The organism is Phyllobacterium sp. SB3, from assembly GCF_040009165.1.
GTDB lineage: Bacteria > Pseudomonadota > Alphaproteobacteria > Rhizobiales > Rhizobiaceae > Phyllobacterium.
Window position 1 is genome coordinate 613217 of record NZ_JBDYKI010000004.1, and the last position, 24992, is coordinate 638208.

Genomic DNA, 24992 nt, shown 5'->3' on the forward strand with positions numbered 1-24992 from the left:
CGATGGATTTTGGTCTTTCAGAAGAACAAAGGCTGATCGTCGATACAACCCGAGCCTTTGTTGAGAATGAACTGTATCCCCATGAAGCGGAAGTCGAGCGTACCGGCGTTCTGCGCAAGGAACTCTCGGATGAATTGAAGCAAAAGGCTATAGAGGCAGGCCTTTATGCAGCCAATATGCCGGAATCGGTTGGCGGTGCAGGTCTCGATACGGTCACTTGGCTACTTTATGAAAAAGAACTTGGCCGAGCCAATTATGCGCTGCACTGGAGCTGCGTGGGCCGCCCATCCAACATTTTGCTTGCCGGGACTGAGGCACAGAAAGAAAAGTATCTTTACCCCTGTATTCGCGGCGAAAAGTCCGATTGCCTTGCCATGACGGAACCTGGAGCGGGGTCTGATCTGCGCGGTATGAAAGCGACCGCTGTTGAGAACAACGGCGATTGGGTCGTTAACGGAACAAAGCATTTCATAAGCCACGCACTTGAAGCCGATTTCGTCATTCTCTTTGTGGCGTCCGGCGAGGAAGACACGCCGCGCGGCAAAAAGAAGAAGATCACCGCCTTTTTCGTCGATAAAGACCATCCCGGCATGACCATCCGCGAAGGTTATCGCAACGTTTCTCATCGTGGCTATAGCAACGCGATTATTGAGTTCGATGATTGCCGCCTGCCGCAAGACGCGATCCTCGGCGAAGTTCATAAAGGCTTCGATGTTGCGAATACATGGCTCGGGGCTACCCGCTTGCAAGTCGCTGCAACATGCCTTGGACGTGCCGAACGTGCACTTGGCCATGCAATCGAATATGCGGCACAACGTCAGCAATTTGGCCAGCAGATCGGCAAATTCCAGGGCGTATCATTCAAGCTCGCGGATATGGCGACCGAGTTGAAAGCAGCGGATCTGCTGACGTTCGAGGCTGGTTGGAAGTTCGATCAGGGTACAGTCACCGATCAGGACATGGCCATGGCCAAACTCAAAGCCACGGAAATGCTGGCTTTCGTTGCTGATGAGGCCATCCAGATTCATGGCGGAATGGGCCTGATGGATGATCTGCCGCTTGAACGTATCTGGCGCGATGCGCGGGTCGAGCGTATCTGGGAAGGCACTTCTGAGATACAGCGGCATATCATATCGCGTGCCCTACTCCGCCCTCACGGTGCATGATGGCGCATAGACTGGATCGACTGCTTCGACCCAAAACCATTGCTGTTTTTGGCGGCCTTCAAGCCGCTGAAGTCATCAAGCAATCGCAGAAAATGGGTTTCTCCGGCGAAATATGGCCGGTTCACCCCAAGCACGACGAAATATGCGGGCTCAAGGTCTATCGCTCTGTCGCCGATTTACCCGCTGGTCCCGATGCCGCATTCATTGGCGTCAATCGCTTCCTCACATTGGATATTGTTCGCGAGTTGCGCGCAATCGGCACAGGTGTCGCCGTCTGCTACGCATCCGGATTTCTTGAAGCAGGTGCGGATGATGCCGACGGCGCAAGGTTGCAGCAGGAACTGGTTGAAGCTGCTGGCGAAATGCCGATCATCGGTCCCAATTGCTACGGCCTCATCAATTATTGCGATGGCGCTCTGCTTTGGCCCGATCAACATGGCGGGCGGCGATTGGAGCAGAATGAGCGCGGCGTTGCCATCATCACGCAATCGTCCAACATCGCCATCAACATGACGATGCAGACGCGAGGCCTACCGATTGCCCACGTCATGACCGCAGGCAATCAAGCCCAGACCGGCCTGCCCGATATGGCGATTGCCTTGCTTGAGGATGAACGTGTCACGGCGCTCGGCCTGCACATCGAAGCGTTTCAATCTGCACTCAAGTTCGAACTACTGGCAAAAAGAGCGCGTGAACTGAACAAACCCATCGTTGCAATGAAGGTGGGGCGCTCTGAACAAGCGCGAGCCGCAACTGTTTCCCACACGGCTTCGCTGGCTGGATCGGACGCAGCCTCCGATGCATTTCTGAAACGGCTGGGCATTGCACGGGTCAATTCGATTGCCTCATTCCTCGAAACACTCAAATTATTGCATGTGCATGGACCGCTAGACGGCAACACACTCTGCTCCATGAGTTGTTCTGGCGGTGAAGCGTCTGTCATGGCGGATAGTGCCGAGGGACGTCTGGTCAACTTTCCGCCTTTGACACCAGAGCATCGCGCAAAGGTAAAATCGACACTTGGACCCCTCGTCGCAGTTGCCAATCCACTCGATTACCACACCTTCATCTGGAACAATGAACCGGCATTGACCGACACGTTTACAGCGATGGTCTCCGGCGGTTTCTCCTTAAGCTGTCTCGTTCTTGACTTCCCGCGCAAGGATCGTTGCTCGGATGTTGACTGGTGGTCGACTGTTCGCGGGTTCGAAAGCGCCTTGAGGAAAAATAAGGCCAAAGGGGCAATCGTTGCCTCGCTACCGGAAAACATCCCCGAAGAATATATGGTGGGGCTCATGGGAAAAGGCATTGTCCCACTTTGCGGCATTACCGAAGCTTTCGACGCCGCCGAAGCCGCAGCCTTTATTGGCAAAGCTTGGAAAGCCCCCCTGGTTTTGCCGGTCGCCGTTCCAGGGAACTGCACCGAACAAACAGCAGCACCGGATGAATCTCAGGCAAAGACAATATTGAAATCTGCTGGTCTGCCAGTCCCAAATGGTCAACGCTGTTCAACAACTGATGAAGCAGCAGCGATTGCCAACAAACTGACTTACCCGGTTGCGCTCAAAGCACTCGGCATTGCCCACAAATCCGAGCAGAATGCAGTCCGGCTCAATTTGAAGGACGCCAATGCTGTTAAGGCTGCTGCGGATGAACTGGTTGAGCTTGGTTCCGGCATTTACGTCGAGCGTATGATAACCGAAGCAGTTGCTGAACTTATCGTCGGAATTATCGACGATCCGCAGTTCGGCCCTGTCATGACATTGGGTACTGGCGGCGTTCTGGTGGAACTGCTTCAGGATGCAGTTACTCTGCTCCTGCCGTCGAGCCGTGAGGAAATCGAAACGGCTTTACGCTCCTTGCGTATGTTTCCGTTGCTTGATGGTTATCGCGGCAAGCCGAAAGCCGATCTGGATGCGGCTCTGGATGCAATCGTTGGCATTTCTGCATTTTCTACAAGAAATACGGGAAAAATTGCAGAACTCGACATTAATCCACTACTGGTCTGTAGCGTAGGACACGGCGCTTGGATCGCAGATGCATTGCTGGTGACAAAGGGAGAACTGTCATGAACGAAGTTGTCAGAACGCGCCGCGAAGGAGGCATTCTCGAAGTCACGCTTGACCGGCCCAAGGCCAATGCAATCGATCTGAACACCAGTAGGCTACTCGGTGAAACATTCAAGAAATTCCGGGATGATCCAGAATTGCGTGTTGCTATCGTGCAGACTGAAGGCGACAAATTCTTCTGTGCCGGATGGGACTTGAAAGCTGCGGCTGGCGGCGATGCAGTTGATGGCGACTATGGTGTCGGCGGTTTTGGTGGCTTGCAAGAACTGCTCGACCTCAACAAGCCGGTCATTGCCGCCGTCAACGGCATGGCTGTGGGTGGCGGCTTTGAACTCGCCCTCTCCTGCGATCTCATTTACGCGTCCGATCATTCAAGTTTTGCATTGCCGGAAATACGTGCCGGAACTCTCGCCGATGCAGCGACGGTAAAATTACCCAAGCGCATCCCCTATCATGTTGCGATGGACCTTCTTCTGACAGGGCGTTGGATGGACGTTGCCGAGGCGCATCGCTGGGGTCTGGTCAATGAGATTCTGACGAAAGACGATCTTATGGCACGCGTTTGGGAAATTGCACGTATGCTTGAAAGCGGTCCGCCATTGGTGTTCGCCGCGATCAAGGAAGTGGCACGCGAAGCAGAAAGCATGGGGTTTCAGGAAGCCATGAACTGGATCACCAAGCGCAAATTTCGTACAGTGGATACGCTCTACGCTTCGGAAGACGGGCAGGAAGGTTTCAAGGCATTTGCAGAAAAACGCGATCCCGTATGGAAAGGTAAATGACGGCAGACTATTCAATCCTGATCGACGAACAGACTTGGGCCTTCATCGACAGGACCAACAGTTTCTATCCGCCCGATTCAATTGATTATTCTGTCGCCCGGCAACGCGAAGTCTATAACACCATGTGTCGGGCATTTTTTACCGGGTATCCGGAAGCGGTGTCCTCGGCAGACAGATTTATCGATGCCAGAAACCACCGGATACCAGTTCGCATTTACGAAAAGCTTGGTAGCGATCCGGAAGCGGCCTGCCTGTACTTTCATGGCGGCGGCTTCGTTGTCGGCGGGCTTGAAAGCCATGATGATGTCTGTGCAGAGCTTTGCGATGCAACCGGCTTTCGTATCATCTCCGTCGACTATCGTTTAGCGCCGGAACATTTGCATCCCGCCGCATTCCGCGACTGTCTCGCTGCCTTTGAGCATGTCGCATCAACGTCGGAACTTCCAATCATTCTTTGCGGTGACAGTGCAGGCGGCAATCTCGCAGCAGCGGTCACCCATCATATACGTCATCACGAGCGCGCTCCAATCGGCCAGGTGCTGATCTATCCCGGACTGGGCGGTGAAACTGATCAAGGCTCCTATCTGGAACATGCTGAAGCGCCAATGCTAACAACGCGCGACACGATCTACTATGCAAACATTCGTGGCGGTGGCTTCAATTGGTCAACCGATCCTCGGTTTGCACCGTTGAATGATCCGGATTTCAGTGGATTGCCCGACACGATTGTCATTTCCGCAGAATGTGACCCACTCTCCGACGATGGCCGCAACTATTGCGATAAGGTCAGCGCAGCGGGAGGAAAAGCAATCTGGAACAATGAACCCGGTCTAGTTCATGGGTATCTGCGCGCGCGCCACGGCGTCGATCGTGCACGAGCAAGCTTCCGGCGGATTACAACCGCCGTCCACCTGCTCGGCCAAGGCCGCTGGCCCGGCCAGCTTTAAAATCAGTTGCCGGCGCTTGCCATCCGCCTTGTCTTCATCGCGGTTTCCAGCCAGCCAAGTTCCATCTCAGGGACTGACGACAACAGTAAATCCGTGTAGTCATCAAATGGCGGGTGCAACACTTCAGACTTCGATCCGTAACGCACGACCTCGCCGCGATACATGACTGCAATCGAATCCGAAATGGATTTCACTGTCGCCAGATCGTGCGTAATGAAAAGATAGGCGACGTTTTCATCCTTCTGCAAATCCAGCAGCAGTTTCAAAATGCCATCCGCAACCAGTGGATCAAGCGCGCTTGTCACCTCATCGCAGATGATGAGTTTCGGCTTGGCCGCCAATGCACGTGCAATACAGACACGCTGTTTCTGACCACCAGAAAGCTCAGCCGGATAACGATCGGCAAAACCTTTGCCCATCTCGATTTTCTCAAGCAGTTCAGCAACGTGTTTGTCGCGCTCTTTGCCGCGCATTCCAAAGTAAAACTCCAGTGGGCGGCCAATAATCGAGCCAACGGTTTGGCGCGGATTCATCGCCGTATCGGCCATCTGGTAAATCATCTGCAATTCGCGCAAATCGTCGCGCGTTCGATTGGCCAGCCGGGCAGACAGAGTTCTACCTTCAAACGTAATCGTCCCTTCCATCGGTGGCAAAAGGCCCGTGATGGCACGGGCCAATGTTGATTTACCCGAACCGGATTCACCCACGACAGCCAATGTCTGGCCGAGATGAATGTCGACTGAGACATTCTTGAGCACTTTGACAACACCGCCGCCATAGGCCGCAGTGATGTTTTTCACCGACAAAATAGGCTTATCGGTAGGATTCTTCTGTTCGTGCGGAATATGATGCACTGACACCAACTGGTTCGTATATTGCTGGCGCGGTTCCTTGATGATCTGGCGGGTATCGCCATATTCAACAAGCTTTCCATGGCGCAAGACCATGATGTCGTCGGCAACCTGCGCAACCACCGCAAGATCGTGAGTGATATAAAGCGCGGCGACGTTCGTATCGCGTATCGCATCTTTAATGGAAGCCAACACATCAATCTGTGTGGTCACGTCAAGCGCAGTTGTCGGTTCATCGAATACAATCAGATCCGGCTCGGAACAAAGCGCCATGGCGGTCATGGCGCGTTGCAACTGACCTCCCGATACCTGATGTGGAAACCGTTGACCGAATGTTTCAGGGTTAGGAAGCCCAAGCTTTTTGAAAAGGCCCACCGCACGTTTCTCGGCTTCGGCCTTTGAACATATCCCGTGCAGCAATGCCGCTTCAATCACCTGATCCATCAGTTTTCGGGCAGGGTTAAAGGCTGCTGCAGCAGACTGGGCAACATAGCAGACTTCGCGTCCGCGCACCTGCCGTAAAATTCTGGCTCCACCTTTCAATATATCCCGGCCGTTCAGCAGAACCTCGCCTCCGGTAATTCGAACACCGCCTCGGCCATATCCCATACTGGAAAGACCGACCGTTGATTTACCGGCACCGGATTCACCGATAAGCCCCAGCACTTTGCCCCGCTCGACCTTGACCGAAATACCATCGACAATGACGATATTCTTCGGTGGCTCGCCGGGCGGGTAACTTGTTGCTTCAATTCGAAGATTACGAATATCAAGAAGGAGGCCGGTTTTATCTTTCAATGGAGCTTTAGCCATTATCCGCGCCCTCCCTTCAGGCTGGTGGTTCGGTTCAATATCCAGTCAGCCACAAGGTTGACCGAGATGGCGAGGATGGCGATAGCCGCAGCCGGGATAAGTGCCGCCGGTATGCCGAAAACGATCCCTTCCTTGTTCTCTTTCACCATTCCACCCCAATCGGCATCGGGTGGTTGAACACCGAGCCCGAGGAAGGAAAGAGCCGAAAGAAACAGCACTGCAAATATGAACCTAAGCCCAAGTTCCGCAATCAAAGGTGTCAGAGCATTGGGCAGTATCTCGCGGAAGATGATCCAGATACGTCCCTCACCCCGCAGCTTTGCAGCCTCAACGAAATCCATCACATTGATATCGACTGCGACGGCTCGCGCCAGACGGTACACGCGGGTAGCATCAAGAAGCCCCATGACCAGAATGAGCGTAAGGACATTTGCCGGAAGTACCGAAAGCACAACAAGGGCAAAGATCAGTGTCGGTATTGCCATGATCAGGTCGACGAACCGCGACATCAACTGATCAAACCATCCACCGATAACAGCTGCGGCAAAGCCGAGCACCGAACCCAAAATGAATGAAAGTGCTGTTGCCATGGCCGCAATGAAGATGGTGATACGTGCACCGAAAATCATACGTGACAGCAAGTCCCGCCCGAGATTGTCAGTGCCGAGCAGATACTTTGCAGAACTGGGTTCCCACACATCACCTACCGTTTCACCAACAGGATAAGGCGCGACCCACGGCGCAAAGACTGCTGCAAACACGAAGACGGCAGTTACGATTAACCCGATCCACGCGCTGATTGGAATATTCTTTACATTCAACATTGCGCGGGCCTCACTTCGGATGTCTGAGGCGGGGATTGGAAACAATCGCCACGATGTCAGCAATAATATTCAGGCTGACATAGACAGCCGCGAAAATAAGCCCGCATGCCTGAACCACCGGCACATCGCGCTTGGCCACATGATCCACCAGATACTGACCCATACCGGGATAAACAAAGATAACCTCTACAACGACGACACCCACGACAAGAAATGCCAGATTGAGCATGACTACATTGACGATTGGCGCGATGGCATTTGGAAACGCATGCCGCGTGATAATCTGCAAGGGCGATAACCCCTTCAATTCTGCGGTCTCGACATAAGCAGATTGCATAACGTTCAAAATGGCAGCTCGCGTCATGCGCATCATATGCGCGAGTACGACCAGTGTCAGGACAGTGACGGGCAGAGCGATGGCGCTGAGTCTTTCACCCAGCGACATGCCCTCATAAACCGTCGAAACACTCGGGAACCATTGCAGACGAACAGCGACGAAATAGATCAACAGGTAGCCGGTGAAGAACTCCGGCAGTGATGTTGAAGCCAGACCAAGGCCGGAGATGAGCTTATCCACGAAACCGTTGCGATAGCGAACCGCCAGCAATCCAAGACCAATGGCTAGCGGAATGGAAACAATCGCAGCCCAGAAAGCGAGGAACAATGTGTTCCAGAGCCTTCCCTTCAAGGAGCTTGCAATATCCTGCCCGCTCGATAGGGCTGTTCCCAGATCGCCAGTCAATATACCGCCAAGCCAGTGGAGGTAGCGGATATAGGCCGGATCATTGAGGCCCATATCCCGCCGCAGGTTTTCAAGCGCCTGCGGCGTGGCGGATTGGCCAAGTATGGATTGCGCAACGTCTCCCGGCAGAATCTGCGTGCCGGCAAAAATCAGCACGGAAACTGCAAGGAGGAGAAGGATGCCCATCGCAATGCGCTGGGCAACCAGTTTCAGGACAGGTGTGCTCATCTGCCGGGCCCTATCAGGCGTTCAGCCAGCAACGCGATAGCGCGTAACCGCCACTCATCTCCTGATTGCCGTCCGGCACCCAACCACCCACCTTGGCGCTCGTGGCGTCGATGAAATCGTTGAACATTGGAACAATGACACCGCCCTCGTCGCGGACAATGACCGACATATCGCGGTACATTGCCATGCGCTTGGCTTCATCCAGTTCACCGCGCGCCGTAATCAGCAGCTTGTCGAATTTCTCATTGAAGAAGCGGGTATCGTTCCAGTCAGCCGTCGAGAGGTAAGCGGTCGAATACATCTGATCCTGTGTCGGGCGACCGCCCCAATAGGATTCGGAGAATGGCTGCTTGTTCCAGACTTCAGACCAGTAACCGTCACCCGGCTCGCGCTTGACCTCAATCGTGATACCGGCTTTTGCCGCGCTCTGCTGATACAGTTGAGCCGCATCGACTGCGCCCGGGAAGGCAACATCGGACGTGCGCAGCAACACCGGACCGTCGTGACCCGACTTCTTGAAGTGGAACGCGGCCTTGTCAGGATCATATGCACGCTGTTCGATATCGTCCGAGAACAGCGGATAAGCCTTGTTGATCGGAAAGTCATTGCCGATAGAACCATAGCCACGCAGGATTTTCTGCACCATATCTTCGCGGTTCATTGCGTATTTCAGCGCAAGCCGCAGATCGACATTATCAAATGGTGCCGTGTTGCAATGAGCGATGAAGACATAATGTCCCTTACCTGCAACATTCTGGATTGTTACGCCTGGCACGCGCTTAACGAGATCAACAATCTTCGGCTCGACGCGGTTGATCATATGCACCTGACCGGATTGCAGCGCAGATGTGCGTGCAGTCGCGTCATTGATGACGATTATTTCGATCTGCTCGGCATGGCCGCGCTTATCGCCATTCCAGTAATTTTCGAACTTTGTGCCGATGTGCCGAACGCCCGGTTCATCGGTCACTACCTTATATGGCCCGGTACCAATACCTGCTGTAGGCTTATCCTTGCCTCCGCCCGGCTGAATCATCAGATGGTAGTCATCCATGAGGAACGGCAGATCAGCATTGGCTTCCTTGAGCGTGAAGACAACAGTATCTCCGTCTTTCTTGACGCTGGAGATACCGCCCATGACGCCAAGCGCACCAGACTTGGAGTTCGCATCGGAATGGCGTTCCATTGTTGCAACAACGTCATCCGGCGTCATGTCTTTGCCGTCATGGAACTGAACACCCTTGCGGATCTTGAACGTCCATACTTTAGCGTCGTCCGATGAGCCCCACTCTTCAGCAAGTTTTGGTTGCAGGGTGCCATCAGGCTGGATTTCAACAAGCTGCTCGCCCCACTGGCGCCCGAACTTGTATGGAACCTGACTTTGCCAGGTTGCCGGATCGAGGCTGTCCGTAGAAGCGCCACCTTGCATACCGGCTTTCAGTGTACCGCCCTTTACAGGACCTTCCGCCAAAGCGGCGCTGGTCAAAAGGGAGTTGGCAAACACTGTTGTAACCCCGAGAGCGGCAGCACGGCCGAGAAAATCACGGCGCGAAAGCTTCCCAAGTGCAACCCTGCGGCTGAGATAGTCGAGTTCATTAGACATCTGAAATTCCCCTTCTTATGTCGGACGTCTCGCGTCCTTTGGTTTTCTCTAATTATGCGACCTGATATTGATAAATTTCAACCTTTAGATGTGTCTCTCGTGCTCGTTCCGAGCATTCTCATATGAATTGCCGGTCAATTGTTTCGGCAAAATCGCGCTCGAAGACCATGTTGTCGTTCTCATAGGCTTCGATACGGCCCGTCAGATAAAACTTGTGCTTATCCGAATGCATGCTCGTGAAAGTCTCGGTTCTGATACGCCAGTTGTCGCGTCCGGAAATCTCTGTCCAATGGGTTTCGCCCCGCGCCGATAAAGGATCATCCGCTTCAATCTCCCAACGTTCTCTCGCCACGCCCCCATGGATCAGGCCGTGTTCCTTGTCGCGGGCTTCACCAAAATCATCTTCAATCACTAGCGCAATTTTTCCGCTGACTTGATCGTGCGCGATTGAGCGGCTGTTGGCGCTATCGCGTAGGGTTTCCAACCTCCACGGCGATGCAGCTTCAGGTTCCGCAAATATCCATTCGTCACCAGCCGCCAATGCCCGTGACGGAATATCTATTTTCCCTGCTTGAACAATCAGGCTTACATGCTCTGGAGATGGCCAGACCATGGGCCAATAGGATGACGACACGGCAACGCGCAGCGTATGCCCCTCCGGTATACGATAGGCTATGTCATCAAGCTTGAAGCTGATTTCATAGCTCCTGCCCGGCTCCAATGCTTCCGGTTCGGCATGACCATTGCGATGGCAAAGGTTGAAAACGCCGTAAGTAATTCGCGTCGATGCACCGTCCGGATGCACATCGCAAAGGCGTACCGCTACCATTGCAGCGGGCTTGTCGCTGGTTAGTGTCAGCGTAATCACAGGTGCGCCGACGATATCTATCGTTTTTTCAAGAACAGTATCATAGCAAACGGAGAGCGCATCATCGCGACGCTGATCACCGGGCATTTCCGGACCCAGCCAGATCGCGCAATATTCACCGCCCATCATTCCGCAATCTTGAGGTGATGAAACAAGGTGCGAAAACTGCTCCGGCGGTTGCCCTGATAGGCTCTTATCTGCCTGCAAATGATACTGCTCGGTTCCAATGCTCTGCGAAGGCCAGTGATCTTCTGCGATCCAGCGGCCCGGTCGCTCAGTATACCAGCTTTTCGGCCGGACTGAATCCATCAGATACCCACGATAAGCCGGATCATTCTCGACACCCGTGTCGATATCCTTGAGCCAGCGATCCCACCAGCGAAGCGCCTCTTGCAAAAAGCCTATACGCGGCCCCGGAACGGCGAAATGCGGATACTTGTGCACCCAAGGCCCGACAATGCCTTTTACCGGCGCTGTAATTCCCGTCATCAGTCTGGAGACAGCGTTTTTGTAAGCATCACCCCAGCCACCGATGGCAAGCGTCGCGGCTTTGATCTTCGAAAAATCCTCGCAAACCGAACCGCGCTGCCAATAGGCATCGCGTGTTTGATGCTTGAGCCAGACCGCAGGCAAAAACGGTTCGTTGTCGAGACGATCAAGCCACATGTCCCGCCATTTGTCGCCCACCAACACTGGATCAGGTGCACGCGACGAATAGGAAAGCATCGTTGCGCCCCAGCCGAGATTCTCATTCAGCAACAGGCCGCCCTTGTAGTGAATATCGTCGGCGTAGCGGTCGTCAGTCGAACAGAGCGTGATAATCGCTTTAAGCGCATCAGGTTGCATTGCGGCCACTTGAAGCGAGTTAAACCCACCCCATGATATCCCCATCATGCCAACCTTTCCGGTGGACCATGGTTGAGCAGCAATCCATTTGATTACGTCGCAAGCATCCTGCAATTCCTGCTCGGAATATTCGTCTTCCATCAATCCTTCTGAATCACCATTACCGCGCATATCGACGCGCAAGCAGGCATAACCATGCCCTGCAAAATATGGGTGAGTCAGATTATCGCGTGCTGTAGTGCCATCTCGCTTGCGGTATGGAAGAAACTCAAGAATGGCAGGAACAGGATTTTCATTTGCATTCTCGGGCATCCAGACTCGCGCCGAGAGACGGCAGCCGTCAGGCATGACAATGCCCATATCGGCTTGCTCTGTGATCTTATGCGGAAAAGTTTCGACCGTTCGCATTACCACCTTTCGCCCTCACATGGATACGAAAACAGGTAAGACACGCCGGTTTAGACCAGCGAACAATCAATACCCATTTTCTCGTCTTTGCGAGGCGTTTTCTTATGCTCACACTATGCGCATTTGCCCACGATCACGCACCGAACACTTGCGACATAAGTCCCGCCATTTGCGCCAAACGTCAGTATCCATGTCAACCAAGACGAGATGGTATAAGTCTCTCAACCCGCCGGAACAAAAAGACAATTATTCCAGTTATGACCAGATATCCTGCTGCGAGAAGCAGCAAAGGCTCGTAGGTGATAAACGTGTCTTGTCGAACCCGCGAAGCTACCGAATAAAGGTCTACAACTGTGATCGTAGCAACGAGCGGTGTTGACTTGAGTTGTAGCACCGCCTCGCCTGCCAGCGTGGGCAAAGCCCGGTGAATTGCTTGGGGCAGCCAGATGCGCCGCAGGATAGTGAAACGACGCATTCCAAAGGCACGCGCCGACTCCAATTGGCCTTTCGGCACACCGGCAAAAGCACCACGCATGACTTCGCCTTCATAACCGGCATAGGACAATGTTAAAGCAAGAATGGCATAGGGCCATGCCTGTCGCAGATACGGCCAGAGTTCCGAACTGCGTATCCAGGGATACTGCGGAAAAAGTGAACCCAACCCGTAGTAAAGCAACCAAAGCTGCAACAGCAGCGGTGTGCCGCGAATGATTGTACAGAACCAGCGTGCAGGAACAGCGAGAATGGCTGGACCGGCGGCTTGTGCCAAGCCTAGCGGAACTGCCAATAAAAAACCGAGAAAGACGGTGACGCAGAGAATCCAGATTGTTCGCCAAAGCCCCTGAAGAATGAGCCCGCTATAATTGGGCAACCAATCCCAGCGCAGGAAAAATATCGCCGACACCACAAGGGCCAACCCGATCAACATCAAAACAATGCGGTGCGGCTGCGTCCACTCATTCTGCCGCTCAGGATCTTTCTCCTTGTGGATGGGAAATGTCTCAAGCGGTACTTCGATTTCTGTATTTACGGTCAGGTTAGACACTATCGCGCCTCCCTGACCGACGGCATGCCGCGTCGTGCCCATTTCTCAATTCTCCCCACGATGACGTTGGAGAAGAGTGTGATGAACAGATAGAGCACCCCGGCGGCCATGAAAAACAGGAAATAGGCTTTGGTGGCGCCTGCGGCCTGCCGTGTTTCCAGCGTCAATTCGCTAAATCCTACAACGGCAAGCAGCGCTGTGTCTTTCGTCGCAATCAACCAAAGATTGGAAAGGCCGGGCAATGCATATGGCAGCATTGAAGGAAGCGTTATGCGTCGCATCATCAATGTCGGCGACATGCCATAGGCTCGCGCCGCTTCTACTTCACCCTGCGGAATTGCCTTGATTGCCCCGCGCAAGACTTCCGTTGCGTAAGCACCCTGAACAAAACCAAGGACGACAATACCCGCTACCAGACCGCTGATATCGACACGTTGATAGCCGACAGCCTCCAGAGTGCGATTGATCAAGTCGGTGCCTGCATAATAAAGCAGCAGGATTAACACGAGTTCCGGTACTGCCCGAACAATCGTCGTATAGATGCCAGCCAGATCTCGCACGAGAGGTGATCCATAAAGCTTGCCATAAGCGCCCAGAGTGCCAATCACCAGTCCCATGCCGAATGCACCCAATGCGATCTGCAATGAGTGAAAAAGTCCGCGGAGCAGATTGCCACCCCAGCCCGGCGGGCTTGGCGATAGCAATGCCAGCATCTGCGATAGTGCTTCAGGGATAATCGATCCGTCGGCCAAGCCGTCCTCGATTCAGCGTTATTGGCGCAATTCTAAACAGGAACAAAGCCGGGCGGATTTAAGCCGCCCGGCAAGATGCAAGATCAACCGCCATACATATCAAAGTTGAAATACTTCTTTGAGATTTCGTCATATTTGCCATTGGCACGTATGTCTTTGATTGCGGCATTCATTTTGTCCTTGAGCCCGGTGTCTCCCTTACGAAGCCCTACGCCAACGCCCGGCCCGAGAACTTCAAGATCGTCGGAAACCTTGCCTTTGATCTCGCAGCACGCTTTACCTGCGTCAGTTTCAGCAAAAGTTTCCAGCGCCAATGCATCTGCCTGCGTCGCGTCAATACGGCCAGCCGCAAGATCCTGATTGGCCTCATCCTGTGTCTGGTATTCCTTGATCTCAGCCGCCGTGGCCGCGAAATGTTTCTTTACATAGACCTGGTGGACGGTTGAAACCTGCACACCGATGATCTTGTCTTTAAGCCCTTCGGGCGTCGGGTCCATCTTGACGTCTTTGGAACCCAGAATAACTGTCGGCGTGTTGTAATATTTGTCCGAGAAATCGATCGTCTTTTCGCGCTCCGCCGTAATCGACATGGATGCTGTGATGATATCGATCTTCTTTGTCGTCAATGCGGGGATAATACCGTCCCAAGACACCGGCGTGATGACACAATCAAGCTTGGCTTCTGCGCAAAGCGCCATTGCGATGTCGACTTCCCAACCTTGCCATTTACCGGATGCATCAGGCGAGGCAAAAGGCGGGTAAGGTTCTGCGGCAATGCCAACCTTGATTGTCTCGGCGTTGGCCACGCCCAGTCCGGCCAGCACGACAAAAGCTGCGACCGTTGATTTCAGTAATGTCTTCATCATTATCTCCACTCTTGCTGTTCCCCGGGATTATTTCCCGTATTTATTGATTCCGTTTATGAGACTGTCCGAATAAACTGTTTTAAACGTTCGGATTTTGGCGATCCGAATAGTTCTTCCGGCGTCCCTTCTTCTTCGACAATGCCGTTGTGCAGGTACATCACGTGACTGGCCACTTCGCGCGCAAATTTCATCTCATGGGTCACAAGCAGCATTGTCCGACCTTCTTTTGCGAGGTCTGCAATAACCTTCAGGACTTCCCCTACCAGTTCAGGGTCAAGTGCTGAGGTCGGCTCGTCAAAGAGCATGACGCGAGGCTGGATAGCGAGCGCGCGGGCGATAGCACCGCGTTGCTGCTGTCCTCCGGAAAGGTATGCAGGGTAAACATCACGCTTGGCAGACAGGCCCACACGCTCCAGCAATTGTTCGCCAATGGCAATTGCCTCATCGCGCTTCATACCGAGGACATGAACCGGGACTTCGATGATATTCTGTAATAGCGTCATGTGCTGCCAGAGATTGAAGTTCTGAAAAACCATTCCGAGACGGCTGCGGATACGCTCGATTTGACGACGATTTGCAGGATATTGCCCACCTGCCCCGTCACTGACCATTTCGATATCTTCGCCATTGATGCGAATGACACCGCTTGTTGGGTTTTCGAGGAAATTTATACAACGCAGGAAGGTCGATTTTCCGGAGCCGCTACCTCCGATCAGTGCAACGACATCGCCATCCTTGGCGGTCAGTGAGACACCCTTGAGAACTTCGAGCGCCCCGAAGCGTTTATGCAAATTCCACACATGAATGGCTTCAGCCTGCTCGGCTGTCTGCGGTTGGAGCGGATCAATTGAAACCGCGTCACTTACCGTCATACGGGAATTCCGATTCGTCTATGCTGTGCACGATTACTCATGACAATCCTGATCCGCCTCTTTTGTCAGCACAGGTCTAATTTGCCTGAATTAACCGCATCACACCACTTGCGCTCTAATTATGCAAGCGTATAAATACTGGAAGTTGCAATTTTTTGAGAGCATCCCGCGATGAGCGCATTCGGTTCACAATCCATGGCCCTTCCCTTGAAACGCGTCATCATGCGCATGCCTGATCGCGTTATGGCCGGTGCGGAACGTGATGTCTGGCACTATGGACCTCAATTCGATCCGCGCAAGGCATCCGAACAGCACAGTGTGTTCGCTGATCTGGTTGCAAAGTCCGGTGCCGACATCACTTGGATTCGTGACGGTAATGACGGCCTTTCGGATTCCATATTCACGCATGATCCATCTCTGGTAACTGACAAGGGTGCGGTCCTTCTGCGTATGGGTAAAAGTCTTCGCCTTGATGAGCCAGACCTTCACGAAGAGATTTACCGGCAAATGGACGTGCCGGTCCTTGGCCGCATTGAAGCGCCGGGCACTGTCGAAGGTGGCGACTGCGTGTGGGTGGATAGCAAGACATTGGCAGTCGGACGTGGTGTCCGCACCAATCAATCCGGCATTGAGCAGCTTGGTGCAATTCTGGAGCCACTTGGTATTACTGTTCTGGGTTTCGACCTGCCGCTCTGGCAAGGTGAAGAAGCCTGCTTGCATCTCATGTCGATCATTTCGCCACTCGCCGAAGATTTGGCGCTTGTTCACCTGCCTCTTTTGCCTGCCGCCTTCTATCAACTCCTGAAAGAACGCGGCATCCGACTTGTTGTTGCTCCGGAAGAGGAATTTGCCGCCAGCAATGGCCTTAACCTCAATGTGCTACCAACTGCTCCATACGAGGTAATAGCCGTAGCGGGCTTCGAGAAAACCAAAGCCGCAATGGAAGCGGCCGGTTGTACTGTGACCACTTTCGATGCCGATGCCTTATGCATCGCCTGCGAAGGTGGCCCAACCTGCCTTACCCGACCTGTCTGGCGCCAATGAAAACGCAAAGCGCCACACGCAAGAGCTTCCGCCGCGAAGGTGAAGACAAACGCCGCGAGGATTTGATCGCGGCAACTCTGCAATGTGTGGCGGAGCGTGGCCTTGCCGGGGCAACTGTACGCGAGATCGCGCTACGCGCTGATGTTACTCCCGGTCTGATACGTTATTATTTCCCTGCCAAGGACGATCTGATCGGCGCAGCTTATCGGGCTGTCATGAGCCGCATGACAGTTCAGGCAAGCGACGCGCTAAAGAACGCCGATACCGATCCTCGCGCCAGACTTAGCGCTTTCGTGACCGCCAATCTTGGCGCGCCCATTATGGACCCGCATAATCTTTCACTCTGGGCTGGGTTCATTGGCCTTGTTCATGCAGACCCCGCCATGGCAGCTGCCCATCGCGACGGATATCTGGGGTTTCGCGACGAGCTGGAAGCTCTTATCCGCGATGCCCTGTTTTCCGCCGGAAAGCCTGCGGATGGATCAGTAACACGCCGCCATGCTATTGCGGTCAACGCCATTATCGATGGATTGTGGCTGGAAGGATGCTTGGCAGGCGATATTTTTGCGGATGGGGAGTTGGCTGAAACGGGCATAGCCGCTATCGAGGCGGTACTTGGAATTTCACTTAGCACCAAAGGAGGCGCGAAATGATGCGCTTTGCGTCTGTTACTGATCGTCTTGCCGGCTTGGGCTCAGATAAATGGGCTGTGCACATCCGTGCTCGTGAAATGAAACGCGCCGGTGCCGAAATCATTGAACTGACAATCGGGGAGCCCGACATTCCAACTCCTACAGACATGATGGATGTTGCCGAAAGTGCAATGCGCTCGGGACGTACCGGCTATTCCAATGGACGCGGCGAGCCTGCGGTTCTTGCGGAACTTTCGAAAAAATATACCGCTCGCACGGGCCGGCAGATTGACCCTGATAATATCATGTGTTTTCCAGGCACACAGACTGCTCTATCGCTGGTCATGTTGGGACTGGCCGAGGAAGGTGATGAAATCATCACTGGCGACCCGCTATACGCCACCTATGACGGCGTTGTCCGAGCTACAGGCGCGACACGCGTTTCGGTCCCGCTTCGACCGGAAAAAGGCTTCCGCATGCAGGCGGCGGACCTTGAAAAAGTCATTACGCCAAATGCCAAAGTCTTGCTTCTCAATACACCGCACAATCCGACCGGCGCTGTCCTGAGCGAAAAGGAAGTTGCGGAGATTGGTGAGGTTTGCCGCAAGCATAATCTCTGGATCGTTTCTGATGAAGTTTATGAGTTGCTGATTTTCGACGGAAAGTTTGCATCGCCGTTGGATCGCTCGGAATTGGCCGATCGCACCATAGTCGTAGCTTCAATTTCCAAATCACATGCAGCCCCCGGTTTCCGCAGCGGTTGGTGCGTTGGCCCAAAGGAATTTACGCAAAAGCTCTTGCCATTGTCGGAATCCATTCTCTTTGGCGTCCAGCCCTTCATTGCCGACATGACGGCTTACGCGCTCAGCCAACCTGCTGCGGCGGCTGCGACGATGAAAGCCAACTTCCTGCGGCGCGCTCAAATGATTTCGGAACGGCTTGATGGTGTAGCAGGAATCTCTGCCAAGCCGCCGCAAGCTGGCATGTTCATTCTTGTCGATATCCGCGCGACCGGCCTTTCCGGGCAGGATTTTGCCATGCGTCTTCTGGAAGAAGAGCTTGTCGCGGTCATGCCGGGCGAATCTTTTGGCAATAATCTTTCCGGTTATCTGCGCCTTAGCCTCAGTGTTGCCGAAGACAAGATCGACGCCGCGTGCGCTGGTATTGTTCGGCTCGCATCACGCCTGCAACAACGGAAATCCGCATGACTACTGTCGGTGAAGCTCTCGTCCAATTGCTTGAATCCTATGATGTCGATACGGTTTTCGGCATTCCGGGCGTCCACACGATAGAGCTTTATCGCGGCCTTGGCGGATCAAAAATCCGCCATATAACCCCTCGCCATGAGCAAGGTGCGGGGTTTATGGCCGATGGTTACGCAAGAGCAACCGGCAAACCCGGCGTGGCTTTTGTCATCACTGGTCCCGGCATTACCAATACGATCACTGCCATGGGACAGGCCCGCGCCGATTCGATCCCCATGCTGGTCATTTCCGGGGTCAACCAGCGTGAGTCTCTCGGTAAAGGCATGGGCTTCCTGCATGAGTTACCCAACCAGCGCGCCATGCTGCAAACCGTGGCCATGTTTTCACATCGTATCGAAAAGCCCGATGAGTTACCCATCGTCCTCGCCAGAGCCTTTGCGCTGTTTGCATCACGTCGCCCCGGCCCGGTTCACATCGAAATTCCACTCGATATCATGGCACTCCCGCTGAACAATGCAGAGCGCCTTGTATCCGATGCGCCAATTCCACACGCCTCTGCCGAGACGATGGCGGAACTAACCCGCCTATGCCTTAATGCACAGCGCCCGGTCCTCATGATCGGAGGCGGAGCGAAAGCCGCAGCAGATGGTTTGACGAACCTTGCAGAGCGGCTGGATGCGCCGGTTGTTGCAACAACAAATGCCCGCGGCATCATGCATAACCATCCGTTGCTGATTCCTGCGAGCCCCAGTCTGAAAGCCGTCCGTGAACTGATCGCAAACAGCGATCTTGTCATAGCTGTCGGCACAGAAATGGGTCCAACCGACTATGATATGTACGGCGATGGCGGTTTTCCCGAACTGACTCGTTTTGTCCGCATCGATATCGATGCCAGCCAGCTTGATCGTTGGCCAGCATTCCTGCCGATTGAAGCGTCTGCCAAAGAGACAGTTGAGCGTTTGGCAACGGCACTACCTGAACGCCGCAACGCCCGATCCGGCGAAGATCGTGCGCTGAAGACGCGCGAAGCCGCTTGGGCTGACATTGGCGCCCGGACTCAAGGTCAGGTGAAGTTCCTCAATACTTTGCGCGACACATTGCCCAATTCGTTGATCGTGGGTGATTCCACCCAGACCATCTATTCCGGCAATATGTATTACGATCATGATCGTGTCGGAGGCTGGTTCAATGCGGCAACCGGGTTTGGAGCACTTGGCTTCGGTCCACCCGCAGCGATTGGCGCTGGGCTTGGTAAAGCCGACACCACCACGATATGCATTGTTGGTGATGGCGGATTCCAATTCGTATTGGGCGAACTCGGCGCGGCAATCGACGAAAATGTCCCTGTCATCTTCATTGTATGGAACAATCAGGGCTATCAGGAAATCGAACGGGCAATGGTTGAGGTAAACATCAACCCTGTTGGAGTCCGGCCTTCGGCTCCTGACTATATCAAGATTGCCGAGGCCTATGGCTTACCCTCACAGCGTTTGGCCAATATCGATGAACTTCCCGCAGCATTGTTAACTGCTAAGGCAAGCGGAAAGCCATATCTTATTGAAATAGATGAAAAACTGGTTGGCTGACAGGATATCAGTCAGCCAACCAGATTTAATTACGGCCTATGGATTGTTTTGACTTCAAGGAAGTCTTCAAGACCGAGTTTTCCGCCCTCACGCCCATTACCAGATTGCTTATAGCCCCCGAACGGGCTGCCATAGCGATGCGGTCCGCCATTAATATGGACCATACCTGCCTTGAGGCGTGAAGCGACACGTTCGGCCCGTTTTGCATCTCCGGTCTGGACGTAGGCGGCAAGACCGTATGGCGTATCATTGGCGATAGCGATGGCTTCTTCTTCCGTATCGAATGGAATAAGTGCCAGAACCGGCCCAAACACCTCTTCCTTCGCAATGCGCATATTGTTGTTCACATCGGCGAAGATCGTCGGCTGCACAAAATAACCCGTCTCAAACCCCATTGGCTTGCCGGCACCGCCGACAAGAACACGAGCACCTTCGGCAATGCCAGCCTCGATCAGGTTTTGAACCCTGCCATACTGAACATCGCTGACCAGCGGACCGATGTGATCACCCTCTTCCTCGGGATTGCCGACGCGCGCTTGCTTTCCGGTTTCTTCAGCAATCCTGACGGCCTTATCGTAGACCGAACGTTGCACAAGCATGCGCGTCGGAGCATCACAGGATTGCCCGCTATTGTTGAAGCATTCGAGCACACTCCCAGCAACACGATCCTCAAGGTCTGCATCTTCGAAAACGATGTTGGGCGATTTGCCACCCAGCTCCAACGTGACGCGCTTTACAGTATCAGCAGCGTCTTTGCTCACTGCAATGCCCGCTCTGGTGGAGCCGGTAAACGACATCATGTCGACGTCTTTATGCTTGGAAAGCGCTGCGCCAACCGAAGGTCCATCGCCATTGATAAGATTGAAAGTTCCTGCAGGGAAACCGGCTTCGTGCACCATTTCCGCGTAAAGCATTGCGTTGAGCGGAGTGAATTCGCTTGGTTTCAATACGCAAGTGCTACCTGTTGCGAGTGCCGGAATAACCTTCAACGCAATCTGGTTGACAGGCCAGTTCCACGGCGTAATCAAGCCACAAACGCCGATTGGCTCACGCACCAGCAGATCACCATTGGGCAAATCTTCACGCATGTGAAGGTTTCTCAACCCGTCAATAAATCCTTGAAGGTGACCTACGCCGACATCCGCCTGTTGCTGCGTGCTCATCGTAATCGGAGCACCCAATTCCAGTGTGATGGTTCGGGCCATTTCATCGTAACGACGCTTGTAAATTGCCAGCAGATTCTCCAACAGCTCCAACCGCTCTTCAACTGAAGTCCGGCTGTAACTTTCAAACGCCTTTTTCGCTGCAGCAACAGCGCGATCAACATCCGCCGCACTTCCCATCGAGATAACCGCGATCGGTTTTTCCGTTGCCGGGTTCAATACCTCAAGATCATTTGCCTGCAGCGGATCAACCCACTCGCCATTGATATAAAACTTGCGTTTGTCGAGCATAACATCCTCCTGCCAGCTAAGATTTTCTCCCATTCTGACCATCAATTGTACGAAGGCAAGGCCTCCTACAACTGAATACAACTGATGTCGCTGACGACACACGACTTGCCGCATCCGGGCTTCTCGACTGTATGGCCGGGTATTATCCTCAACCTATGGTTTACCCCTGCTTTGAGCATGTGCAATTGCAACCGGACGCGTCTACAGCATCCGGGCAGGCACGGGTGACCATGATTTCCAGACCAAAAATTCAAATAAGAAACAAAGGGGTACTTTGATGAAATCACTCTTATTAAGCAGCGTAATGGGATTGGCGCTGCTTGGCGCTATCAGCAATGCGTCTGCTGCAGAATGCGGTGATGTTACCATCGCCAGCATGAACTGGCAGTCTGCTGAAGTTCTCGCCAATCTCGACAAGATTATTCTGAACGCAGGCTATGGCTGCAACGCCGAGGTTGTACAGGGCGATACGATCCCGACCCTCACTTCCATGACTGAAAAAGGTCAGCCGGATATCGCTCCGGAGGGCTGGATCGACTTTATGCGCGATATCATGGACAAGGCTGTCGCGGACGGCAAACTCGTCTACACGGGTAAGTCTCTATCCGACGGCGGTGTGCAGGGTTGGTGGATACCGAAATACCTCGCGGATGCTCACCCGGACATCAAGACAATCGACGATGCGTTGAAGCATCCGGAACTGTTCCCAGCGCCTGAAGACAAGTCAAAAGGTGCCGTGTTCAACGGACCTCCCGGTTGGGGCGGCACTGTCGCTACAGCTCAGTTCTTCAAGGCTTATGATGCTGAGAAACAGGGGTTCACACTCGTTGACACCGGCTCCGCTGCCGGCCTCGATGGCTCACTTGCAAAAGCATACGAACGTAAGGAAGGCTGGGTCGGATATTATTGGGAACCAACCGCCATTCTAGGCAAGTACGAAATGGTCAAGCTGGACCATGGTGCGAAGTTCGATGCTGCCGAATGGAAGCGGTGCAACACGGTGGCCGATTGCCCCGACCCGAAGAAAAATGATTGGGAAATCGCCGAGGTCGATACTGTTGTTACCAAGAAATTCGGCGATAGTGCGGGTCCAATCATGGACTATCTCAAAGCCCGTTCATGGGACAATAAAACAGTCAATGAACTGCTCGCCTGGATGACTGACAATCAGGCAACTGGTGAAGACGGCGCAAAACACTTCCTGAAAAACAACGAGGCAGTCTGGACGAAATGGGTCAGTGCTGACGTTGCGGAAAAGGTCAAAGCCGAGGTCAATTGATCCGGCAAACAAGGGCAGCGACTTTCTCGCTGCCCTTGTTTCTAAAAGCGCGTTGCATAACGCAAACCATCATAGATCGCCGCATGAATATTGCGCGCATGAACCGCATCGCCAATGCGTAAAAGGTCAAATGTACCTTCGGAGCGAACCGGGAAGATGGCGCCGCCATTGACCAGCCTGCCATAATCAATCGCGCCGCCATTGCGCGAGAGTGGCTTCAACTCGCGGTAAAGGTCATCAATCGGCAATGTGCCATGCTCAACCACCACTTGATCCACCCTGCGCTCTTCGCGATAGTCCGGCGCATAGTCCGAGCCCAGTGTCGCGATAAGCTGGTTTCCGTCGCGGGCGACAGATACAAGCCGTGTATTGATAGTTACACGAACACCCTTCTGCTGGAATGCGCGCATATACGGCACATGATTCATGCCACCCATTTCAGGTGCAAAAAAGCGCTCGGGGCTGACGAGTTCCAGCTTTGAGCCGCTTCGCGCAATCATTTCGGCCGCGCTCATTCCCTGATGACCGCCATTGTCATCATAGAGCAGAACGTTTTCGCCAGGCTTGATCGATCCTGCCAGAATATCCCAACTCGACGTCACAAGGTCATCGCCAGTTGCAAGCGGCGGGTTTTGCGGCAGTCCGCCTGTTGCCACAACCACAATGTCTGGATCAAGCGTTACAACGTCACTCGCCTCTGCCCAAATATTATAGCGCAACGGCACGCCCAGACGCTCAAGCTCAGCCAAGCGCCAATCAACAATACCAATCATTTCCTTCCGGCGAGGGTTTTTCGAAGCAAGGGTTATCTGTCCGCCCGCCTGATCCGATGCCTCCAATATCTCCACCTTGTGGCCTGCCTCCGCGGCAACTCTGGCCGCTTCAAGTCCAGCAGGACCCGCCCCCACCACTACAATGGACTTGGAGCGATCCGCTTTGGAAATCACATGCGGCATGGCAAGCTCTCGCCCTGTTGCAGCATTGTGAATGCATAAAGCCTCACCACCCTCATAAATGCGGTCAAGGCAGTATGTTGCTCCAACGCATGGGCGTATCCTGTGCTCCTCTCCTGCCATGATCTTGCGGACAATATGCGGATCAGCAATATGAGCGCGCGTCATCCCGACCATATCGAGCTTACCTTCAGCCACCGCGTGGCGGGCAGTGGCAACATCGGCAATACGCGCAGCGTGAAACACCGGAAACTTCGTTTCCTGCCGAATATCCCCGGCAAAATCGAGATGTGGTGAAGAACGCATTCCCTGAATTGGGATGACTTCATTCAAAGCCGCATCCGTATCGATATGACCGCGTATGATATTCAGAAAGTCGAACTTGCCGGACGCGGCAATGCGCCGGGCGATCTCCACGCCTTCCTGTCTGGAAAGGCCCTGCTCCCAATCTTCGTCAGCCACCATGCGAATACCAACGATGAAATCCGGTCCGACCGCCTTGCGAACCGCATCGATCACAGCCCAGGTAAAACGCAACCGATTATCCAGCGAACCGCCATATTCGTCATCACGTTTATTCGTCGCCGGCGACCAGAACCCATCCATGAGATGGCCATAGGCCTCAAACTCAATACCATCCAGCCCTGCCGCCTGCATGCGTTGCGCTGCAGAGGCATAATCGCCAATAATCCGTTCAATGTCCCATTCCTCCGCTTCCTTGGGGAAAGCGCGATGGGCAGGCTCGCGTATTGGAGATGCGGAAACGACTGGCAACCAGTCTGCCTTGTTCCAGCTGGTACGACGACCAAGATGGGTCAGCTGTATCATCACTGCTGCGCCGTGCTGATGGCAGTCGTCGGCCAGTTCGCTCAGCCAAGGAACAATCTCGTCCTTATAAGCATGAAGATTACCGAAGGCGGGCGGAGATTCCCGCGAAACAACGGCCGAACCAGCTGTCATTGTCAGCGCAATTCCACCCTTGGCCTTTTCCGCATGGTAGAGCCGGTACCGCTGCTTCGGCATACCATCTTCAGAATAGGCAGGCTCGTGACTGGTGGACATAATGCGGTTTTTGAGCCGCAAATGTTTCAGCTGGTAAGGTTGCAGAAGCGGATCATCATGTGACGGCAATGGACCTGTTCCCTTTATTTTGGGTC

Annotated in this window: 20 protein-coding genes; 9 read left to right on the forward strand and 11 right to left on the reverse strand. The window is 53.7% G+C overall.

Annotation, left to right across the window (positions count from 1 at the left end):
- Positions 1 to 2: 2 nt before the first annotated feature.
- The 4 genes from ABKW30_RS18405 to ABKW30_RS18420 are packed head-to-tail and all read left to right on the forward strand — an operon-like array spanning position 3 to position 4964.
- Complete coding sequence (locus ABKW30_RS18405) at positions 3 to 1166, forward strand: acyl-CoA dehydrogenase family protein (protein ID WP_348600353.1); 1164 nt, start codon at positions 3 to 5, stop codon at positions 1164 to 1166.
- A complete protein-coding gene (locus ABKW30_RS18410; protein ID WP_348600354.1) occupies positions 1163 to 3238 on the forward strand; it encodes an acetate--CoA ligase family protein in 2076 nt (691 codons plus the stop codon). Before ABKW30_RS18405 ends, ABKW30_RS18410 begins: the two co-directional genes overlap by 4 nt.
- Positions 3235 to 4017: a carnitinyl-CoA dehydratase gene (locus ABKW30_RS18415; protein ID WP_348600355.1), complete on the forward strand. Its 783-nt coding sequence runs from the start codon at positions 3235 to 3237 to the stop codon at positions 4015 to 4017. The genes ABKW30_RS18410 and ABKW30_RS18415 overlap by 4 nt, the downstream gene beginning before the upstream one ends.
- Positions 4014 to 4964 carry an alpha/beta hydrolase gene (locus ABKW30_RS18420; RefSeq protein WP_348600356.1) on the forward strand — a complete coding sequence of 317 codons (951 nt, stop codon included), beginning with the start codon at positions 4014 to 4016 and terminating at the stop codon, positions 4962 to 4964. The genes ABKW30_RS18415 and ABKW30_RS18420 overlap by 4 nt, the downstream gene beginning before the upstream one ends.
- A gap of 2 nt (positions 4965 to 4966) precedes the next feature.
- On the opposite strand, the gene ABKW30_RS18425 is transcribed toward ABKW30_RS18420, so the two are convergent.
- The 9 genes from ABKW30_RS18425 to ABKW30_RS18465 form a co-directional block, all read right to left on the reverse strand.
- Positions 4967 to 6628: an ABC transporter ATP-binding protein gene (locus ABKW30_RS18425; RefSeq protein ID WP_348600357.1), complete on the reverse strand. Its 1662-nt coding sequence runs from the start codon at positions 6626 to 6628 to the stop codon at positions 4967 to 4969.
- Entirely contained in the window at positions 6628 to 7452 is an 825-nt protein-coding gene (locus tag ABKW30_RS18430; RefSeq protein ID WP_348600358.1) for an ABC transporter permease, read from the reverse strand. The genes ABKW30_RS18425 and ABKW30_RS18430 overlap by 1 nt, the downstream gene beginning before the upstream one ends.
- A 10-nt stretch (positions 7453 to 7462) precedes the next feature.
- Positions 7463 to 8422 (reverse strand): ABC transporter permease, encoded by a 960-nt coding sequence (locus tag ABKW30_RS18435; protein ID WP_008129150.1) that lies wholly within the window; start codon positions 8420 to 8422, stop codon positions 7463 to 7465.
- A 13-nt stretch (positions 8423 to 8435) separates the two neighbouring features.
- Positions 8436 to 10025 (reverse strand): ABC transporter substrate-binding protein, encoded by a 1590-nt coding sequence (locus ABKW30_RS18440; protein ID WP_348600359.1) that lies wholly within the window; start codon positions 10023 to 10025, stop codon positions 8436 to 8438.
- Between the two features lie 118 nt (positions 10026 to 10143).
- Positions 10144 to 12147, reverse strand: a complete 2004-nt coding sequence (locus ABKW30_RS18445) for a CocE/NonD family hydrolase (RefSeq protein WP_348600360.1) — start codon at positions 12145 to 12147, stop codon at positions 10144 to 10146.
- A 193-nt stretch (positions 12148 to 12340) separates the two neighbouring features.
- Positions 12341 to 13075, reverse strand: coding sequence for an ABC transporter permease subunit (locus ABKW30_RS18450; protein WP_348600441.1), 735 nt, complete (start codon positions 13073 to 13075; stop codon positions 12341 to 12343).
- A 116-nt stretch (positions 13076 to 13191) separates the two neighbouring features.
- Positions 13192 to 13905, reverse strand: coding sequence for an ABC transporter permease (locus ABKW30_RS18455; protein ID WP_348600442.1), 714 nt, complete (start codon positions 13903 to 13905; stop codon positions 13192 to 13194).
- Between the two features lie 122 nt (positions 13906 to 14027).
- The gene (locus tag ABKW30_RS18460; protein WP_348600443.1) at positions 14028 to 14807 is read right to left on the reverse strand and encodes a transporter substrate-binding domain-containing protein; all 780 of its coding nucleotides are present in this window, start codon (positions 14805 to 14807) and stop codon (positions 14028 to 14030) included.
- 56 nt (positions 14808 to 14863) lie between these two features.
- Positions 14864 to 15682 carry an ABC transporter ATP-binding protein gene (locus ABKW30_RS18465; RefSeq protein WP_348600361.1) on the reverse strand — a complete coding sequence of 273 codons (819 nt, stop codon included), beginning with the start codon at positions 15680 to 15682 and terminating at the stop codon, positions 14864 to 14866.
- 171 nt (positions 15683 to 15853) lie between these two features.
- Between ABKW30_RS18465 and ABKW30_RS18470 the strand changes: the two genes are divergently transcribed.
- The 4 genes from ABKW30_RS18470 to ABKW30_RS18485 are packed head-to-tail and all read left to right on the forward strand — an operon-like array spanning position 15854 to position 20149.
- Complete coding sequence (locus tag ABKW30_RS18470) at positions 15854 to 16726, forward strand: arginine deiminase family protein (RefSeq protein WP_348600362.1); 873 nt, start codon at positions 15854 to 15856, stop codon at positions 16724 to 16726.
- Positions 16723 to 17379 (forward strand): TetR family transcriptional regulator C-terminal domain-containing protein, encoded by a 657-nt coding sequence (locus ABKW30_RS18475; protein WP_348600363.1) that lies wholly within the window; start codon positions 16723 to 16725, stop codon positions 17377 to 17379. Before ABKW30_RS18470 ends, ABKW30_RS18475 begins: the two co-directional genes overlap by 4 nt.
- Positions 17379 to 18566, forward strand: a complete 1188-nt coding sequence (locus tag ABKW30_RS18480) for a pyridoxal phosphate-dependent aminotransferase (RefSeq protein ID WP_348600444.1) — start codon at positions 17379 to 17381, stop codon at positions 18564 to 18566. The genes ABKW30_RS18475 and ABKW30_RS18480 overlap by 1 nt, the downstream gene beginning before the upstream one ends.
- Entirely contained in the window at positions 18563 to 20149 is a 1587-nt protein-coding gene (locus tag ABKW30_RS18485; protein ID WP_348600364.1) for a 5-guanidino-2-oxopentanoate decarboxylase, read from the forward strand. Before ABKW30_RS18480 ends, ABKW30_RS18485 begins: the two co-directional genes overlap by 4 nt.
- Positions 20150 to 20178: 29 nt before the next feature.
- Here the strand turns inward: ABKW30_RS18485 and ABKW30_RS18490 are convergent, their stop codons facing one another.
- Positions 20179 to 21603 carry an aldehyde dehydrogenase family protein gene (locus tag ABKW30_RS18490; protein ID WP_348600365.1) on the reverse strand — a complete coding sequence of 475 codons (1425 nt, stop codon included), beginning with the start codon at positions 21601 to 21603 and terminating at the stop codon, positions 20179 to 20181.
- Between the two features lie 277 nt (positions 21604 to 21880).
- Here ABKW30_RS18490 and ABKW30_RS18495 point away from each other — a divergent pair, with 277 nt between their 5' ends.
- Positions 21881 to 22882: an ABC transporter substrate-binding protein gene (locus ABKW30_RS18495; RefSeq protein WP_348600366.1), complete on the forward strand. Its 1002-nt coding sequence runs from the start codon at positions 21881 to 21883 to the stop codon at positions 22880 to 22882.
- Between the two features lie 41 nt (positions 22883 to 22923).
- On the opposite strand, the gene ABKW30_RS18500 is transcribed toward ABKW30_RS18495, so the two are convergent.
- Positions 22924 to 24966: an NADH:flavin oxidoreductase gene (locus ABKW30_RS18500; RefSeq protein ID WP_348600367.1), complete on the reverse strand. Its 2043-nt coding sequence runs from the start codon at positions 24964 to 24966 to the stop codon at positions 22924 to 22926.
- Between the last annotated feature and the right edge of the window lie 26 nt (positions 24967 to 24992).